The organism is Cyclobacterium amurskyense (genome assembly GCF_001050135.1).
GTDB lineage: Bacteria > Bacteroidota > Bacteroidia > Cytophagales > Cyclobacteriaceae > Cyclobacterium > Cyclobacterium amurskyense.
The window spans coordinates 1,886,290-1,904,330 of sequence record NZ_CP012040.1 but is presented as its reverse complement, the minus strand read 5'-3'; the positions used below and the strand labels follow the sequence as shown (position 1 = coordinate 1,904,330).

At 39.1% G+C, this 18,041-nt stretch carries 19 protein-coding genes; 11 read left to right on the top strand and 8 right to left on the bottom strand.

The features are described from left to right. Positions 1–4: 4 nt before the first annotated feature. The 7 genes from CA2015_RS07740 to CA2015_RS07710 all read left to right on the top strand — a co-directional run bounded on the left by CA2015_RS07740 (position 5) and on the right by CA2015_RS07710 (position 5,431). Positions 5–274, top strand: coding sequence for a hypothetical protein (locus CA2015_RS07740; RefSeq protein ID WP_048641397.1), 270 nt, complete (start codon positions 5–7; stop codon positions 272–274). A 143-nt stretch (positions 275–417) separates the two neighbouring features. Further along, the gene (locus CA2015_RS07735; protein WP_048641396.1) at positions 418–1,158 is read left to right on the top strand and encodes a flavodoxin family protein; all 741 of its coding nucleotides are present in this window, start codon (positions 418–420) and stop codon (positions 1,156–1,158) included. Positions 1,159–1,277: 119 nt separating this feature from the next. Then, on the top strand, positions 1,278–1,991 hold the full coding sequence (locus CA2015_RS07730) for a hypothetical protein (RefSeq protein WP_048641395.1): 714 nt from the start codon (positions 1,278–1,280) through the stop codon (positions 1,989–1,991). Between the two features lie 150 nt (positions 1,992–2,141). Further along, positions 2,142–2,681, top strand: coding sequence for a YceI family protein (locus CA2015_RS07725; protein ID WP_048641394.1), 540 nt, complete (start codon positions 2,142–2,144; stop codon positions 2,679–2,681). 17 nt (positions 2,682–2,698) lie between these two features. Next, the gene (locus tag CA2015_RS07720; protein WP_157470373.1) at positions 2,699–3,781 is read left to right on the top strand and encodes a BamA/TamA family outer membrane protein; all 1,083 of its coding nucleotides are present in this window, start codon (positions 2,699–2,701) and stop codon (positions 3,779–3,781) included. 6 nt (positions 3,782–3,787) lie between these two features. Next, entirely contained in the window at positions 3,788–4,822 is a 1,035-nt protein-coding gene (locus CA2015_RS07715; protein ID WP_048641392.1) for an ATP-grasp domain-containing protein, read from the top strand. Between the two features lie 96 nt (positions 4,823–4,918). Then, positions 4,919–5,431, top strand: a complete 513-nt coding sequence (locus tag CA2015_RS07710; protein WP_048641391.1) for a DinB family protein — start codon at positions 4,919–4,921, stop codon at positions 5,429–5,431. Positions 5,432–5,451: 20 nt separating this feature from the next. Here the strand turns inward: CA2015_RS07710 and CA2015_RS07705 are convergent, their stop codons facing one another. The 4 genes from CA2015_RS07705 to CA2015_RS07690 all read right to left on the bottom strand — a co-directional run bounded on the left by CA2015_RS07705 (position 5,452) and on the right by CA2015_RS07690 (position 8,056). Then, positions 5,452–6,210 carry a DUF547 domain-containing protein gene (locus tag CA2015_RS07705; protein WP_048641390.1) on the bottom strand — a complete coding sequence of 253 codons (759 nt, stop codon included), beginning with the start codon at positions 6,208–6,210 and terminating at the stop codon, positions 5,452–5,454. 14 nt (positions 6,211–6,224) lie between these two features. Continuing rightward, positions 6,225–6,896: a haloacid dehalogenase type II gene (locus tag CA2015_RS07700; protein WP_048641389.1), complete on the bottom strand. Its 672-nt coding sequence runs from the start codon at positions 6,894–6,896 to the stop codon at positions 6,225–6,227. Between the two features lie 53 nt (positions 6,897–6,949). After that, complete coding sequence (locus CA2015_RS07695) at positions 6,950–7,450, bottom strand: rhodanese-like domain-containing protein (RefSeq protein ID WP_048641388.1); 501 nt, start codon at positions 7,448–7,450, stop codon at positions 6,950–6,952. Between the two features lie 78 nt (positions 7,451–7,528). Beyond that, complete coding sequence (locus tag CA2015_RS07690) at positions 7,529–8,056, bottom strand: DinB family protein (protein ID WP_169786470.1); 528 nt, start codon at positions 8,054–8,056, stop codon at positions 7,529–7,531. A 413-nt stretch (positions 8,057–8,469) separates the two neighbouring features. Between CA2015_RS07690 and CA2015_RS07685 the strand changes: the two genes are divergently transcribed. Both CA2015_RS07685 and CA2015_RS24550 read left to right on the top strand, forming a co-directional pair. Next, complete coding sequence (locus CA2015_RS07685; protein ID WP_048641386.1) at positions 8,470–9,315, top strand: alpha/beta fold hydrolase; 846 nt, start codon at positions 8,470–8,472, stop codon at positions 9,313–9,315. Positions 9,316–9,484: 169 nt separating this feature from the next. Further along, on the top strand, positions 9,485–9,694 hold the full coding sequence (locus CA2015_RS24550; RefSeq protein ID WP_084011694.1) for a YgaP family membrane protein: 210 nt from the start codon (positions 9,485–9,487) through the stop codon (positions 9,692–9,694). 194 nt (positions 9,695–9,888) lie between these two features. Here CA2015_RS24550 and CA2015_RS07680 read toward each other — a convergent pair whose 3' ends face one another. The 3 genes from CA2015_RS07680 to CA2015_RS07670 all read right to left on the bottom strand — a co-directional run bounded on the left by CA2015_RS07680 (position 9,889) and on the right by CA2015_RS07670 (position 13,213). Then, complete coding sequence (locus CA2015_RS07680) at positions 9,889–11,418, bottom strand: hypothetical protein (protein WP_048641385.1); 1,530 nt, start codon at positions 11,416–11,418, stop codon at positions 9,889–9,891. 3 nt (positions 11,419–11,421) lie between these two features. Beyond that, positions 11,422–12,522 carry a vWA domain-containing protein gene (locus CA2015_RS07675; RefSeq protein WP_048641384.1) on the bottom strand — a complete coding sequence of 367 codons (1,101 nt, stop codon included), beginning with the start codon at positions 12,520–12,522 and terminating at the stop codon, positions 11,422–11,424. 217 nt (positions 12,523–12,739) lie between these two features. Beyond that, positions 12,740–13,213, bottom strand: a complete 474-nt coding sequence (locus tag CA2015_RS07670; RefSeq protein ID WP_048641383.1) for a GNAT family N-acetyltransferase — start codon at positions 13,211–13,213, stop codon at positions 12,740–12,742. 129 nt (positions 13,214–13,342) lie between these two features. Here CA2015_RS07670 and CA2015_RS07665 point away from each other — a divergent pair, with 129 nt between their 5' ends. Then, a complete protein-coding gene (locus CA2015_RS07665) occupies positions 13,343–14,119 on the top strand; it encodes a type III pantothenate kinase (protein WP_048641382.1) in 777 nt (258 codons plus the stop codon). 59 nt (positions 14,120–14,178) lie between these two features. Here the strand turns inward: CA2015_RS07665 and CA2015_RS07660 are convergent, their stop codons facing one another. Beyond that, a complete protein-coding gene (locus CA2015_RS07660; RefSeq protein WP_048641381.1) occupies positions 14,179–15,282 on the bottom strand; it encodes a serine hydrolase domain-containing protein in 1,104 nt (367 codons plus the stop codon). A 308-nt stretch (positions 15,283–15,590) separates the two neighbouring features. Here CA2015_RS07660 and CA2015_RS07655 point away from each other — a divergent pair, with 308 nt between their 5' ends. Then, entirely contained in the window at positions 15,591–17,774 is a 2,184-nt protein-coding gene (locus tag CA2015_RS07655; protein WP_048641380.1) for a S9 family peptidase, read from the top strand. Positions 17,775–18,041 lie beyond the last annotated feature (267 nt).

The following is an 18,041-nucleotide window of genomic DNA, read 5'->3' as shown; positions in this document are numbered from 1 at the left end:
AGGGATGGTGTTGGAGAAAATAATGAGTCAATTGCTTCTTTCATGTAAGGAAGCTACTTTCTTAATAGAAAAGCAGATGGTCAGTCCGCTGACTTTTACACAAAAGCTAAGACTTGGGGTGCATTTAAAACTTTGTAAGGTTTGCAGTGCATATGAGAGTCAAAGTAAAACCATGAACAAGGCCTTGGAGAAATGGGTCAAGGAAGGTGCGCTCTCCAAAACGCTACCTCCAAAAATCAAATCAGATATTCTGCAAAAAATAAATCGTAAATAATTTAATTTTTTTGTCAGGCCATTAACTTATCCACGTCTATTTGGTTAGATCACTGAAATTCAATTGATGAGAAGGGTAATGCTTATTTCTTTTTTCTCTGAATATTAATTTTCAATCAAATTACTAACCAAATAGACCTAGTTATGGAACTTAGTACTTTTCAGAAGAGCTTGAATAAAGACAACCCTTACGATTTTTCAGCAATAAAGGCGGTCTTTCTAAATTGTACCCTTAAAAAATCCCCCGAGACATCTCACACGGAGGGCTTGATAAAAATGAGTGATGCCATTATGCGAGCAAATGGTATTTCTACTGATATAATTCGTCCTGTAGATCATCAGATTGCTTTTGGTGTATATCCTGACATGAAGGAACATGGCTGGGATAGGGACGATTGGCCTGCAATTCAGGAAAAAGTAATGGCGGCAGATATTTTAGTGATAGGAAGTCCCATTTGGTTGGGAGAGAAATCTTCTATAGCCACGCTTGTAATAGAAAGATTGTATGGGTTTTCAGGAGAAATGAACAAGCAGGGGCAATATGATTATTATGGAAAAACCGGAGGTTGTCTGATTACTGGAAATGAAGATGGAATCAAACATTGCGCCATGAATCTTTTGTACAGTCTGCAACACCTTGGTTATGTAATTTCTCCTCAGGCTGATGCTGGATGGATAGGTGAGGCAGGGCCAGGTCCTTCTTATTTGGACAAAAATTCTGGAGGAATAGAAAATGACTTCACCAACCGCAACACCACATTTATGACTTGGAATTTAATGCATATGGCCAATATGCTTAAAAACGGTATTCCTGCCTATGGCAACCAAAGGGACAAGTGGGATAACCGAGAAAATAAAGACCATCCTAATCCTGAATACAGGTAAACATATAGGAATTCCTTCCCTATGGGAGGAAAATAGAATTATTCAAACCGTTAAAGGCCTTCATCACTTGAGTTATTTAAAGGCCGTAAAATTAATTAAGAATTTTAAATACAATCGTTATGGGAAATCTACATTTACTAAAATTTTACTTATTTATAGCCACCTTTTTTTTAGCAATCACCTGTGTGCATGCTCAGCAAACGCCTATTCCTAAAACAGACCAAAGTTTTGATTTGGCAGTAGGCTTTGGAGAAAACAGTCAAACAAGCTATTCCCTCTCATGGAATAAAAACTATGGGTTGTTTTCTTCTAAAAAATTAAGGTTGGGTTATGGTATTCGTTTTTCAGGATTCAGTGGTAAGCAGCTCGATTATATCACTGCCCCAGCTGACCTGACTGGTGATGATGCTACAATTGACACGCTGTCTATGAGTAAAGCCAATACCATGGCCTTAAATGCCATGATTAATATCCAATACCAGTTTCATCCAAAATTCAAGGCTGGTTTTAATATCGATGCCTTGGGACTTGGCTTTGGGGGTGAAAAAGATGCCATGTTTATCAGTTCCGAAAATACGGGGCAATTTCCTCAGAGCCTTTCAGCTAGCCCAACTTCCTTTAACGCCCTATTGGGAGGCGACAATGATCTTGGCCAACTCAAATCGGAGTTTTATGTGGCTTATGCGGTGTCCACAAAAACATGGCTGAGGGCTGGGGCGGATTTGACGTTTTCGGAATACACGACGGAACAAAACTTGAGCTATGAAAATGACAGATTCAGGAATAAAGCCATGTTGTTTTTCGTAGCTGTTTCTTTTAATCCTTTTAAGTAAATTTCATCAAACCCAAACTATTCAATAGACAATCAATTGCTTGCTGAAATCACCCTGAAATCAGTCACTTCATAGCTGTTTGGAGATTCCAACACTTACCAATTGGATGGAGAATTCTATTGCATAATACGGGTTACAAATTTAAACATCATGAAAGCTTCCATTTTAGTCCTTTTGTTTTATTGGGTAATGTCTCCAGATCTGGTAAACAATGTCTCCAATACAGAGAATAAGTTAGAAGAGTCCTATATCAAATTCAATATTAGAAATCTGGGATTAAATGTGGAGGGAACTTTCAAGTCCTTTAAAACCACGGTGGAATACAATAAGTCTCAGCCTGAAAAAAGCAGCTTTAGCGCTGAAATTCAAACAAATTCCATTGACACTGGAATTAACAAAAGAGACAGTCACTTAAAGAAGGAGGAATATTTTCATGTAGATAAATATCCAACCATTAAGTTTCAGTCCACAAAGGTAACGGCTGTAAGTGAGAGTGGGCTTAAAGTACTTGGGGATCTTACCATAAAAGGCAAAACGCTTCCTATAACTTTAGAAGTGGCCTTGTCACCAGCAGGTTCAGCAACACAATTTGCAATCAAAGGTGAACTCGATAGGAGAGATTATGAAGTTGGTGGAAGCAGTTGGGTTATGTCAGATGAGGTCTATTTGGATCTTTTAATTGTGAAATAAAGCATAAAAAATAATAGGTGTCCAACTGGATTAAACCATGTTTAATTACGCTGTGTTTATTCGCTTCCTTTTCTGAAGTGAGAGCAAGGCAGGCCAAAGAAGACAGTACTGTTTTCAAGGCCTTGCCCTTGGCTTATTTCACGCCAGAAACGCGGATAGCAGTAGAGGGTTTTGTCTTTTACAGTTTTTATGCGAGGAACAGCTTAAGAAAGTCGAATCTGCGACTCTTTATCACCTTCACACAAAATATGCAATACTTGTTTACCCTTCCGTGGCAGGTATATACGGCAGATGATCAATATTTCTTGAATGGAAGCATCGATTACCGCAAATTCCCTGAATACTATTATGGCTTAGGGAATGACACCAATGAGGACTTTAGGGCACTATATGAATTTAAAGCCTTATCAATAAAGAGCAAAAGTTATAAAAAAATAAAAAGGAATACTTATTTTGGCTTGGCACTTCAAGGGCAAAGGTTGCATCCTGAGTTTTCAGACACTGAACCTGTCTTTGATGATATAGTAACAGAAAATGGAAGAGGAGGCTACAGTTATTTAAGTTTTGGCCCTTCTTTAATGTGGGATCGAAGGGATCATATTTTATCTCCTTCATCAGGAAGTTTTATAGAAATCACCCCTTTGATTGGACTAGGGAAAACCGCAGAAGCTGCTTTTAATTTTGGTATGGCAAGCTTTGATTTTAGGCATTATTGGCCGATTTCTGAAAAGATTACCTGGGCCAATCAGCTATTGGCGCAACTGTCTTATGGAGATGTACCTTTTCGGGTATTGCCAACCTTGGGTGGGCCTTTCTTTCACCGGGGGTATTACCAAGGAAGGTTTAGAGATAGGCATTTGGCCGTTTTGCAAACCGAATACCGACAGCATGTCATAGGAAGGATTGGCTTTGCAGTTTTTGGCTCCGCAGGGAGAGTATACAACACTTTAAGAGAGGATTTATTCCAACAAATACATCTAGCTGCTGGTGGAGGCCTTAGGTTTCGAATAAGCAAAAATGATAGAACTAATGTAAGGCTGGATTACAGCTTTACTTCTGACTCCAGGGGTTTCTATATTTATTTTGCTGAAGCATTTTGAAAAAACATGAGCTATAAGAGTAACTTCTTCATCAAATTGACCCACTGGGAATATTGGCCAACTTGGTTGGTCTATTCGCCTGTTGTATTTTATTTTTTCCTACTTTCTTTAAGGGCAAGGTCGCCCTTTTTTTTCACCCTTGCCAATCCCGATATGGAGATGGGAGGGCTTTACAATTGTAGCAAATACCGTCAACTTAAAAAATTACCGGAAAATTTAATACCCAAAACAGTATTTCTTCAATCCGGTGCTTCATTGGATACAGCCCTTAAAGCACTGGAAACACAAAACATTGATTTTCCCATTATAGCAAAGCCTGACAGAGGGGAGAGAGGTACAGCGGTCAAGTTAATAAGAGATGGTTCACAACTTGGCCTTTACCTGCAGGAAAGTAAGTCAGATGTGCTCTTACAGGAGTTTATTCAAAGTTCTTTTGAAGCTGGGGTGTTTTATTATAGGCTGCCAAGTGAAAATTCAGGAAAAATTCCCTCCATTGTACTGAAGGATTTTTTGACGGTAATTGGAGACGGTAAATCTAACCTTAAAGACTTGGTAAATGAAATTCCAAGAGGTCGACTGGTTAGTAAAGGATTGTTCAAAGATGGACGTTTGAATCCGGAAGAAGTATTGGCTTTTGGTGAAGAAAAGCTACTTGAACCTATAGGGAACCATAATAGAGGAACGAAATTTCTAGATGGATCACACCTTGCTAACCCTGAACTGATTCGGTTTTTTGACAAAACCAGTCACCAATTGGGTACCTTTTTCTATGGGAGGGTGGACTTGAAAGCACCTTCAATGGAGGATTTTATTCAGGGGAAAGGGATAAAAATATTGGAAATCAATGGTGTCAATGCGGAGCCTGCTCATATTTATGATCCCAACGCCAAGTTATTTGATGGGATTAAAACGCTTTTGAAACATTGGGGTATTATCTATCAAATCAGCAGGGAAAATAAGCATCTAGCCTCATCTACTGGTTCAATAAAAGAAGCCTTGGACCATTACAATAGATGGAGAAAAATAAAAAAGATTGCCTGAAATTGTCAGGACGGTTGATGTCTCACGTCTGATTTTGTAGTGATAGACGTTTTCCTTTAAGTATTAACAAGTATTATATCAACCAAATAAAGAATCATGCAAGCTGAATGTAAACAGAATCTAAATCAACTTTCCTTACTATTGGAAAGTTTGTCCCCGCAGCAATACAACTATAAATCTGAGTTGTTATCAGGATCTTCTATAGGCCAACATATTCGTCATATCATTGAGTTTTATACTTGCCTTAGTGAGTCTTTTTACCTACAACTTACTCAGATTAATTACGACAAAAGAGAGCGAGATAAGTCAATAGAGCAAGATGCCCAAAAGGCAATTCTTACCATTAATAAATTGATCGATTTTTTGAATGAAGAAAGGGTTGTAGGTAAAGCAGACCTGGTAGCTAACTTTTCCCTAGAGGATGACCATGATTGCATTATCCCATCATCTTACCGGAGAGAACTTGCTTATTGCCTTGAGCATAGCATTCATCACCAGGCATTGATAAAAATTTCTTTGTTAGACCAGGGTTTAGTTCATCTAGTGGATGATAATTTCGGTGTAGCCCCATCTACTACAAAAGCTTGCCAAACGAAGGAAGTTAGATAGACCTTTGCAATCGGTTTATCTTATTCGTTTAAGGCCCAGTTGTAGTCTTTGAAGCTGATTTTTCCACCTTTCTTTATGGGATTTGTAGCGTATTGATTGATAAAATCTTCCAAACTACCATTTTTTGTGAAGTCAGAAGAAAACCAAGAAAATAAGCTTGATATCTCTACTTGTGAACCTGTGGTTTTATTAAATTGAGGGTCGTTGATAAATGTTCGGGCTGCCTGTTCCAATTCAGCATTTAAATTTTTAGCCGAATAGGCATGGTTCCATAATCTCGGGCAGGAAATCGAAGCGCAATTGATTGCAAAATGAATCCTTGGCTCATCAAATTCTTTCCTCAGTATTTTGTGCTCTATTTCATCCAGACTAGCAGGCTTTCCCCCAATTTCGAAGAACTCCAAATGCCAGACAGTGTTAACAAGTGGAATGGTTAATTTTGGCCCAATATCCTTAATGCTTTTGACTGGATAGTGATTGAGAATCAATTTTATGGTAAAAGCATTGTAAGCATTGATCCAATAAGCAAGTTGTTCTGCCTCAGACCATGTGTTTCTATCTGGGGCATTGGTGCTTAGTAGTTGTAAATAGGCATCCAATTTTTCCTCATCAGCGATAAATCCTTTATAATCTACCTTTCCTTGATCTGATACGTGTTTTTTAAGGAGTGTATTAAATGAAGTATGGCTAGGTGGATTGGTTCCTGCAAGTCCCAAGTTGGATTCTCCGCAGGAAAGATTTATCAAAAAAATGCCGAAATAAATAAATAGCTTTATCATTTAAAAATATGTTTTTAGTGAATGAGTTGATCAGAAAACTGAATTAAATCTTCTGCGACAAATTCATTTTGTGGAGAAAGTGGATAATTTGATTTTCCTGATCTCTTGATAAAAGCTGTTTGTAATCCAGCTCTGGCAGCACCTACTAAGTCCCATGGGTGTGCCGCGATCATTACCGCTTTATCTGATGAAATCTCCATTTTATCTAGAACATAAGCATAAGTGGAAGGGTGAGGTTTAAATTTCCCTACACTTTGAATACTAAAAATCCGATCAAATAATTGACTTATTCCAGCCGATTTGAGTTGCTCGTTTACAGCTTCTAAGGTTCCATTGCTAAGTGCTACTAAAATAAAACCTGCATTTTTTAGGCGTTGGAGGCCTTCGGAGACATCTGTATGTGGTGAAAGCTTTTTGAACTCACTTAAAATTGTTTCTCGTGTTTTCGGAGTAAGATCTTTGCCATAATTATTCGCAGTCATTTCCAAACATGCGTCGGCAATCTTAGAGAAATCAGCAAAATCACCTGTTACAGTTTCTACCAATGAATAATGTAATAAAGACTGAAACCATTTGTCGGCAGCTTCATCATTTCCTATTTCTTTATTGATGGCGGTTGTTACTGCTTTTGTATCCAGCAGGGTTTCATTTACATCAAATATTAATAATTGTGGTGAGGTAGGCATAATTCGTTGATTTAGAATAGATAATAATTGGAGTGCTGGTCTGTGAGGGGTAACTAATGTACTTTTTCACCTTTATTTAACCAGACTCCCCACATTTTATTAAAAGTGTGGACTTTATTGGTAGGTAGGGTGTCTAAATGGTATACGGGGTTGCTTTCATTTACCCAATGGAAAATTCCTCCATAGAGATTATAAACTTCACTGTAGCCACTTTGTTTCAATTTCTTGCCGATCTCCTGACTTCTTGCACCTATAGAGCAGTAAACGACTATGGGTTGATCTTTGGGGATATCTTTTACGCTGGAAATGTCAAAAGTTTCAAAACCTACCCATTGAGCTCCTTTTAAATGACTTACATTGAATTCATTTTTCTCACGGGTATCCAACAGAATAGCACCATTGATCAATTCTTTTTGATCGGGATAGACCAAAGGGAAATTTTTGTCATAAGTACTGCCTAAAAGAGCTTTATAGGGCAGGCTTTGTGCGTAACTTACCTGGCCTATAAAGGCAGAACTGACAAAAAATAAGGAAAGTATATAAAAGGCTTTCATGGTGTTAGAACAAAATTTCAACACCAATAATTTCTAAAATTGTAAATTAAGTAAAATTAGTAACGCTTTTTTTATAGTTTACCAGCCCACATATGCAGGTGTCGCTATTCCATTTAAACGAAGGTAGACTAGAGCCTGGCCACGGTGGTGTGTTTGATGTCCTCGGAGCAAATAAAAAATGTTTTCCTTGGTCATATTTTCATTAGCAAAGACAATTTCTTCATCTAATTGACTCTGCTCTGTTTTTTTGATCAATTCTAGCACGTATTTGTTGGCTTCGTCAAGAATCTCTATTATTGAATCCTTGTCCAAAGAGGATCTGTCTTCCTTTTCATAAAAAGACCTTTTCTCACCATTGACGATTGCAGTAAGGTAACTGATATTACTTGCTATATGTAAAAGCTGATCCCCAAAGGACATGGCTTCAGGAGTTGGTCGATAATCGTATAAATTGGCAGGCATGGCCTCGGCCAATGCTCGGGAATAGTCCATATTACGTTGCCAAACATCCGGAAATTGATCCAAAAAATACGTTTGAGCCTTTAAACTATTACTTCCCATGATCAAAACCATTATCACTAATTGAATATATATAAATGCTTTCATAACTGGGTGCAATAAAAACATCTTAGTGGTAAAAACCAATAGTAAAATGGTTGAGTGGCTGATTTTGAAATGGTTTCAGAAAGTAGTAGCAAGGGGGCTACTAGTTGGGGGTAAGTTTAACCCGAAATATGCAATAGACATTCTATTACGTGCTAAAATCGCTTTAAAATACCCAATCGTTGCTGTTTTCAATTTCACCATAGCGGTGCTATGCTAAAATCTCCAAACAGCCTGATTTTCTTGCGATTGCAACACTTCCCGTAAACACGGGACAGGCTTCACCCCTGACTATTGTCAGGACGGAGAAATTCTATTACATAATCCGGGTTTAAAAAGTCTGAAGCATCAGTAATTTACCTCAAATTATAAACTAGTAGTGGTTGGTTTACGTTTCCATCATTAAACCCACCTTTATGAATCAAAATACCATCAGGTTTCTTCTATTGTCTTTTTTATTAGTGCCACTTTTTTCAGGCTGTTTTCCTTTCAGAGACAGTGATAAAAGCCTCAATAAATTGATGGAAAAGAAGGACATTTCTTTTGATATCAATTATTTAGAAAAGTATTCTTTAAGGTGGCTATGGTACGAAAATCAAGACAAGGATGCACCCATTTTATTGTTTATTCATGGAGCGCCAGGTTCTTCTTCTGCCTTCCTACCGTATATTCAGGAAGACACTTTAAGAAAGCAATTTTCCATTCTTATCATCGACCGGCTAGGTTATGGTTATTCTGATTATGGCAATTACCAACCCATTCCCGATCAGTACAAGGCAATAGATGCCTTGGTGAAAGAAGTGCGGGAAAATCGAGAGGTCTTTACCATTGGTCATTCCTTTGGAGCAACCATTGCCGGCTATACTGCCATTCAAGATCCGGATTGGCTGACTGGCACGATAATGATCGCTCCAGCCTTGGATCCTGACCAAGAGAAATACTTATGGTTTGGCAAACTGGCCTTGTATAAAAGTACCAGATGGATGGTTTCCAAATCCCTGAGAGTGGCTGCCGATGAAAAGTATTCTCATGAAGAAGAACTTCGGACTTTTGTTACCAGCTGGGATCAGATAAACTCTCCAATTTTACATATCCACGGGGATAAGGATGGATTGGTACCTTATGGGAATGTTAAGTTTTCGGAGGATAAAATCCCTGAAAAATGGTTGGAGATTAAAACCATAAAAGGGGAAGGACATTTGATTCCATTTACCGAGAAAGAGCTTATGGTAAACGAAATTTTACAATTTGTTGGTCAATAAGTAAGTGTTGGTTTTTAAAGTGTAGGCATTGCTAAAGAGATTTTGTCTTAGGTGATATAAATCACTTATATTCTGAATTATAAGGTTTATTTTTATTGTATTAGATGCATGAGCTCATAATGGGTTCCTATGCTCTTCAAATTTCTTTTTCAACAAAAATAAAATCATCATGACAAAAAACATGGGATCAGCCGACAGAATAGTAAGAACATTAATTGCTATAGTTGCAATCTATCTCTATTTCTCAGGGACCGTGACGGGAGTAGTTGGAGTAATATTAATCGTTATTTCTGCCATATTTTTATTAACTAGCCTGATAAGTTTCTGTCCACTTTACAGAATTTTTGGCTTGAAAACCTGCAAAACAAAGCAAGCTTAAATAGCTAATACTTTTGAAATGCCTAAGCTTCTGAAGTAGCGTTTTATTTCAGCTCTTTGAGCATTAGGTGTCGGTCGAATGGTTTGGTCAAAAACAACAGGAACAATTCCCTAGGGAAATTGTTCCTGTTGTTATCAAAGGAGCTTTTGAAAGAGGACGCTTGGTATAAGCTGTAAGCCCCAATCAATCAGGGTCTATTGCCCGTCAAAGTCATCATCCTCTTCTTCTTCTCCAGGTGCACCCAAGTCAAACATGCTGCTGAACAAGTCATTGAATTGCATGCCTGTGTCCAGTAATTTTTTACTCAGTTGACTGTGTTCGGCCAAACCATGCAGTGCAAACTCCATGTAGAACTCTTTTTCCATTTCAGGAAGGTCTTTTACAAATTGGGTGGTGATGCTTTCTAAGCCTGGTACATCATGAAGATGCTTTTTGTATTCTTTATCGCTTTGGGAAGCGAGTATATCCAGGCTATTTCCCTCACCAAACCAAGACAAGGGAAGTACATAAGGATTGCCTTCTTTGGCTTTCTTTTTCTGCTCAGGTGAAGGGAAGTTTTGGGCAAACATGGTGCGGATGGCCTTTCCAATTAGATTGTAAGCTACAATTCCGGCGCCTTCTTGTTCTCCTTCATAGACAAGTTCTACCTTGCCCGTGATTGCCGGAATTACGCCGATAAGGTCCACGATTCGGACAATGGTCTCATTTTCATTGTTAAAGTACAATCTGCGTTCGGCAGCGGAAATCAGGTTTTCATAAGCGGAAATGGTCAGTCTGGCAGATACGCCACTCTTTTCATCCACGTATTCACTTTCTCTTGCCTCTACCGCTATTTGTTCGATCAGGTCCTTCATCAGCTCAGGTACGTGAATCTGAGACATAGGCCTGTCCTTGATTTTGGCTTCCTGTTCGGTTATTTTTCTGCCAATTGCGATGCTTTTTGGATAATGGGTAATGATCTGGCTTTCGATCCTGTCTTTAAGTGGTGTTACTATGCTTCCCCTATTGGTATAATCCTCTGGATTGGCAGTAAAGACAAATTGAAGATCCAAAGGAAGCCTTAATTTAAAACCCCTGATCTGTATGTCACCCTCTTGAAGAATATTAAAGAGAGCCACCTGAATTCTTGCCTGCAGATCCGGTAATTCGTTGATGACAAAAATGGAGCGGTTGGATCGTGGTACCAAGCCAAAATGAATTACTTTTTCGTCGTTATATGACAGTTTCATCGTTGCTGCCTTTATGGGATCCACATCACCTATCAAATCTGCTACGGACACATCTGGTGTGGCCAGTTTTTCAGTATAGCGGTCTTCTTTTGCCCACCAATAAATTGGGGTATCATTACCCTTTTCAGCGATTAAGTCTTTGGCAAAGGTAGAAATTGGACTTAAAGGATCATCATTCAGTTCTGCTCCTTCCACAACAGGTACATAATCATCCAATAGCATGGTCATCATCCTTGCAATCCTTGTTTTGGCTTGACCCCGTAAGCCCAAAAGGTTGATATTATGCTTGGAAAGAATGGCCCTTTCTATATCAGGAATAACAGTATCTTCATAACCCCAAACGCCTTCGAAAACATTTTCTTTGTTCTTGATTTTTTGAATAAGGTTGCTTCTAAGTTCTTCTTTGATGGTTTTGGGACTGTAACCAACGGCCTTTAATTGTCCCAGGGTTTTTATTTTTAGTAGATCTTTATTGCTCATTTCTGTGTATTCCATGTTTTAAAAACGTTTCGTTCTATTTCTTCTGTAATCTTCAAAAATTAAATGTCCAAGTCCCTGCAGATTGCTATAATAGGCATTGCCGTTATTCACTGTGGTGAATTCCTTTACAAACTCCTTTAGGTAGGGGTCGGAGGCAATCATAAAGGTGGTTACAGGGATCTTCATTTTTCTGCATTGCGCAGCGAGTTTTAACGTTTCCTTTAGGATTTTGCTGTCTATACCAAAGCTGTTTTTATAGTATTTGATGCCTACCTTCAAGCAGGTAGGTTTACCATCAGTGATCATAAATATTTGCTTGTTAGGATTTTTTCTTCTTCGAAGCAGGTCCATGGCCAATTCCAAACCTGCCACGGTGTTGGTATGGTAAGGGCCTACTTGTAGGTAAGGGAGATCTTTTATTTCAATTTGCCAGGCATCATTTCCAAATACAATTACATCCAGCGTATCCTTTGGGTACCTGGTTTTGACCAATTCAGCCAAAGCCATTGCCACTTTTTTGGCAGGAGTGATCCGGTCTTCACCGTATAGAATCATGCTGTGAGAAATGTCGATCATTAAGACGGTGGAGGTCTGTGTACTGGCTTCGCTTTCCACCACTTCCAAGTCATCTTCGGTTAGCAGAAAGTCACCAGAAAAACCATGGTTGATCTGGGCATTCCTCAAAGAATCGGTGAGGGCTATTTGGTCAAGGTTATCTCCAAAAGCAAAAGGTCTGCGATCGTTGCCCCTTTCTTCGCCGGGCCCGGTATGATTGGTCTTGTGTTGTCCACCTTTTCCTCGCTTAAGTTTGCCAAATATTTCTTCCAGTGCACTTTTACGAATGGTTTGTTCCGCTTTACCGGTGATTTTAAAACCTCCATTTCCTTGTTTTTCATCCAGGTAGCCTTTGCTCTTAAGGTCCTCAATAAAGTCTCCAATGCCATAGCCTGGCTTGGTCATATTGTATCGCTTGTCCAAATCGGTAAGCCAGCTAAGTGCCTCAGCTGCATCTCCACCTGTCATGGTGACCAACTGAAGGAAGACATCCAAAAGTTGCTCAAAAGTATTTTTATCTTCGTCCTTTTCAGGAACAAATTTGCTGAATCTAAAACCTTTCATAGTAGGGTAACAAGAATTTAGGGCATGAGGTTTAAACTTGACCAAATACCTTTAGGAAAATTATACTTGAAACAGTCCTTAGCACTACTATGCGTGGTCACAATCATATAAAAACCAGTCACATACTGACGTTTTAGTATCAGCATAGCAGTCCAATGGCATCTTCTTTTATTGTCAATGATAGTGCCAGTAAAAGCAACTAGTTGGAGAATACCTATTATATAAGCGCCCGAATTTCTTCAGACTGAAGGTTGCAGTTGATCCACTCCTCTTCCATACTTGCACCATATTTTTTGTAAAAATTTATAGCCGGCTCATTCCAATCCAGAACTTGCCACATCATTCCGGTACAACCGTCTTCTAATGATTTTGCCAGTACCCTTTCGAAGAGTAATTTTCCAGCACCTTTGCCACGCTCTTTTTCGGTTATAATGTAATCTTCCAAATACAAACGTTTGCCTTTCCAAGTGCTGTAGCGGTAATAATAAATGGCAGTACCTACTATGGTTTTCTCTTCCCCCTTCTCGACAACGAAAAAGCCAAACACAGGTTCCGGGCCAAACCCGTCTTTTTCCATCATTTCAAGTGTATTGGTCACTTCATCAGGTGCTTTCTCATAAAGGGCCAGTTCTTTGATCAAATCAAGAATAGCTGGCAAGTCTTCTTTTTTTCCTTTTCTTACAGTATACATAACTTGAAATTAATAAAATTGAGCAACTTTACCTTTAACCAGTCGGGCCTTTCTCGAAAATATTATTCACAGATTCCTTATAACTGCTTCACTTACTATTTTTATCTTTGACACTAAATTCAACGACCTATGTTTTTATCCATCGATGCAGGCAATTCTAATATTGTGTTTGGTTTCTATCAGCAAGCAGATGATTCCTGGGAAGAAGAGCTTCGTATTCCCACAAAGAAAGGGATGAAAGTATATGACCTGGAAAAAAAATTGGCCCTCTTTTTTCTAGAGAAAAATTGGACTGCAGATAAAATAGATCAAATCGGATTGAGTACTGTTGTTCCAGACTTGTTGCCAGTATTGACACGCTTGTGTTTGGGTTTCTTTCGCAAAGCGCCTTATGTGATCAATGAAAACAGTTATGGTTTGCTTCCTGTTAAGGCAATGAACCCGACAGAAATCGGAACGGATTTAATGGCCAATATTACTGCTGCTTATTTGCGATACAACTCCGCCTGTATCATTGTAGATTTTGGAACGGCTCTTACTTTTAGTGTGGTAGATCAAAGTGGTATGGTAACAGGAGTCAATATATTTCCTGGTATCAAAACGGCAATCAATTCGCTGTTTACCAATACGGCTAAACTGCCTAAAGTGGAATTAAAAATGCCTGAATCAGCCTTGGGTAAAGATACCGTTCATGCCATTCAGGCAGGTATTTTTTATGGTTATTCCGGATTGGTGAGAGGGATGATTGAAGCTATAGAGCAGGAAACCAATTGTAACTATCAAGTGATTTTGACTGGAGGAATGTCTTCTTTAATGAATAATTTGGGAGAGCGGTTTAAAACCGTTGATGGCAATTTGACATTAAAAGGTATTTATCAAATCACAAGTTTTAATTTGGATAAATAAGCCCATTTTTCTTGATGTCAGTTTGTTAGCGTAATCATGGCAGACATGGAGGAGAGGAGTCAATCTTCGATGATTTCCATTAACCGAGAACCTAGATTTGAAATGTTTACCACATCCTCTGAAAAACCTGAGACATTGGATAAAATGATAACGGCATTTTTCCTATCCAAATCCAAGGTAATAGAAGAAGAATAGCCACCGGTTCCACCACCATGCCACAACCATTTACCGTCTTTTTTATTTTCAATCATCCAGCCTAATCCTATGGCCTTTTCATAGGCGGTGACGGAAAAAGTTTTCTTTTGTGTAAGCGCCAATGTCTGATTGGCCGGGTTGAATTGGGCCAGTGCAAACTTGGTCAGGTCTTGGGTATTTGATAGGATGGCCCCAGCACCTTGCAATACGTTTAAATCCCAATTGGGCGTTTCTTTACCTTCCACATCCAAACCTTTGACAAGTTGAAGCAATACCTTTTCTCTATTGACGGTCGTGGATTCCATTTGAAATGGAATGGCAATCCTATTTTGTATCATTTCTTCATAGCTTGAGGAATCTATCCTGGTGAGGATGTAGCCCAATAGCCCCACCCCAAGATTTGAATAGTCAAATTTTAGTCCTGGCTCCTGTTGTAGTTCTAGCTGTTCTGTGAGATAAAAGCCTAATTTTTCTTCACCATAATCTTTGTAGGGATTGCTCATATCCACTTCTGAAAGGATCAGATTATCAGGAAGCCTAGGCAAACCTGAGCTGTGGTTGGAAAGTTGTTGCAAGGTGAATTCAGGGGTGTTTTTCAGTTTCCATGGCAAATATTTACCGGCAGGGTCATTGAGGTTTAACTTGCCATCGAGACTCAAGTCTGCCAGTAATGTGGCGGTAAAAATTTTTGAGATAGACCCAATTTCGAAGACACTATCTTGGTTCTCCACTGAAAATAGGGTGTCATTTTCTATTTTCACGCCATAAAATTCCGGCTTTCCATTCTTGATTAAGGCTATGGATAATTGGGTTTGGTTAAAAAAACCTTTTGCTTCCGTATGGATTAATTTTGATTGGCCTTCAGTAATTTTCCCATGATAACCCTGCTGAAAGTTAATAGCTACTGGTTTTTCCTCGCAGCCACAACCAATCAGTACTATTAGAACAAGTATTTTTAATTTCAACATGAGGGCCTATCGAGTGTTGGGATTTTAAGATAATAAAAATATTTCTGATTGTCTGAGAATTAGAAAAGTTAAAAGCGTTAAAAAACTATTAATCAATTAATTGCCTAAGGTTGGTTTTAAAAGAGGGCCAATGTTTTTGTTAGGTGATTACTCAGTTTCTTTTCAGATAATAATTGGGATCACTTTACAATTTCACTGCAAACCCCGATTGGCATGTTGGCGGTTTTTAAAGTAATTACCGTTTAATTACCTTTGGGTGTCATATAGGTCGGAGTGTCTTTTGCGCACTTGGCTTAAAGGAGAAAAATATGAAACGATACTATAAAATACAGGCCTTTTTGGTCTATGTCTTACTCTTTACAACTAGTGGATTGGCACAGGATAATAAAAAATTAACACTTGAGGCGGTAATAAAAGACCAGGTTTTTGCACCCAAAACCGTTCAAGGCATCAACTGGATGAAGGATGGGAAATACTACAGCAGTTTAAAAACTGTAGCAGGTTTTCCGCAGGTAGTAAGGATAAATGTGGCCACCGGGGAGGAAAGTGAAGTGCTGATAGATGGTAGGGAAATGGGCCTCAATTTTAGCAATTACACATTCAATCCGGATGAGAGCATGGCTTTACTTACATCTGAAGTAGAACCCATCTATAGGCGATCGACCAAAGCAACCTATCATTTGCTTGACTTGAAAACAGGCACTCTAAAAAAATTGGAAAACGGGGATAAAATTTCCTATGCCACCCTTTCTCCAGACAATCAGAAAGTCGCCTATGTAAAGGAGAACAACCTCTACTACCTGGATCTAAAAACCAATAATAAGGTTCAGGTGACCAGGGATGGAGCCAAGAATGCAATTATCAATGGTGCTGCGGATTGGGTTTATGAAGAGGAATTCTCTATGTCCAAGGCCTTTTTCTGGTCCAATGATGGCAATAAACTGGCCTATATACGCTTTGATGAAAGAGAAGTGCCTGTCTTTAACATGCAAAAATGGGGAGCTTTGTATCCGGAAGATGAGCATTTTAAGTATCCCAAAGCCGGAGAGAAAAATGCAATCGTTAGTATTCAAATCTATAACCTTGAAAAGGGGCAGACGCAATCTGTGGATACAGGTTCGGATACAGACATTTATCTGCCCAGAATGTATTGGGCAGCCGACAACAATACCCTTGCTGTTATTCGATTAAACAGGTTGCAAAATCAGATGGACATCTTGTTTGCAGACAGCCAGACAGGAGAAACAAAAAACATTCTATCCGAAACATCGGACACCTATGTGGACATGGATTACAATGACAATTTTCTCTTTCTTCCTGATGGAGAAGGGTTTATTGGTACCTCTGAAAAAGATGGTTTCAAACATGTCTATCAATATGACCTGGAAGGAAAGCTAATCCGTCAAATTACCAAAGGGGAATGGGAAGTGACTGAATTGGTGGCTGTGGATAGTAAAGCTGGAAAAGTATACTACGTTTCTACTGAACAGTCTCCATTGGAAAGACATTTTTATTCCATCAATTTAAATGGAAAAAAGAAAAAGCTACTTACACCTCAAGAAGGTACCCATGCCATAAATATGAGTCCTGATCAGCAGTATTATATTGACGCTTACAGCACCGTTTCTTTACCCTTACAAACGGTCTTGTATGATAAAAATGGGAAAGAGATAAAGGTTCTCGAAAACAATCAGGCCCTTCAGGAAAAAATGCAGGAATATGCTTTTCTTCCAAAGGAGTTTTTTGACTTCCAAACCTTAGATGGTACCAGCTTGAATGGCTATATGATAAAGCCTGCAGCTTTCGATCCGTCAAAAACCTATCCTGTGCTTATGTACGTGTATGGTGGCCCGGGATCTCAGAATGTTATGAACAACTGGGGAAGTACCCGAGATTGGTGGCACCAGCACCTGGCGACTGAGGGGTATATCGTGGTGGGTATAGACAATAGAGGTACCGGTGGAAGAGGAAGAGACTTCAAGCACAGCACTTACAATCAGTTGGGAAAACTGGAAACAGAAGACCAAATAGCAGGAGCAAAATACCTCGCGGAACTGCCTTATGTAGATGCAAGCCGGATTGGTATATGGGGTTGGTCTTATGGAGGCTATATGTCTTCGCTGGCACTGATGATCGGTAATGAAACTTTCAAAACAGCAATGGCAGTAGCACCGGTGACTACCTGGAGGTACTATGATACCATTTATACCGAGCGCTTTTTACAGACCCCTCAGCTAAACCCCGCCGGATACGATGACTTCAGCCCCATCAATCATGTAAACAAGCTATATGGTAATTTCCTGTTGGTACATGGAACGGGCGATGACAATGTGCACTTTCAAAATAGTGTTGCTTTGGTGGATGCGCTTATCGCTGCAGACAAGCAGTTTGATAGTTTTTACTATCCCAATAGAAATCACGGGATACACGGTGGAAATACCACCTGGCATTTGTATAAAATGCTGACCAATTATGTGAAGGAAAAATTGTAATGGCTTCTGGTCGCCTCTGGTCTAAGTTTAGGAGAGCGTAACTTAGACCTAAAATGAGGAAAGTTTTCACCCCCATGAGACGCTACGTTTTTAATAAAAGTTATTATTCTGAGATATATTTCAGGAGCTCTTCAAGTTCTTTGTCGGTGAGGCTTTCCTTGTCTGATTTATCGTAAATGGTGAGCAAATACACGATATCATTAGCTATGGCAAATTGGTGATCACCCTTGCGCCACCAGATTTACCTTTGGAAGATATCGACAATCG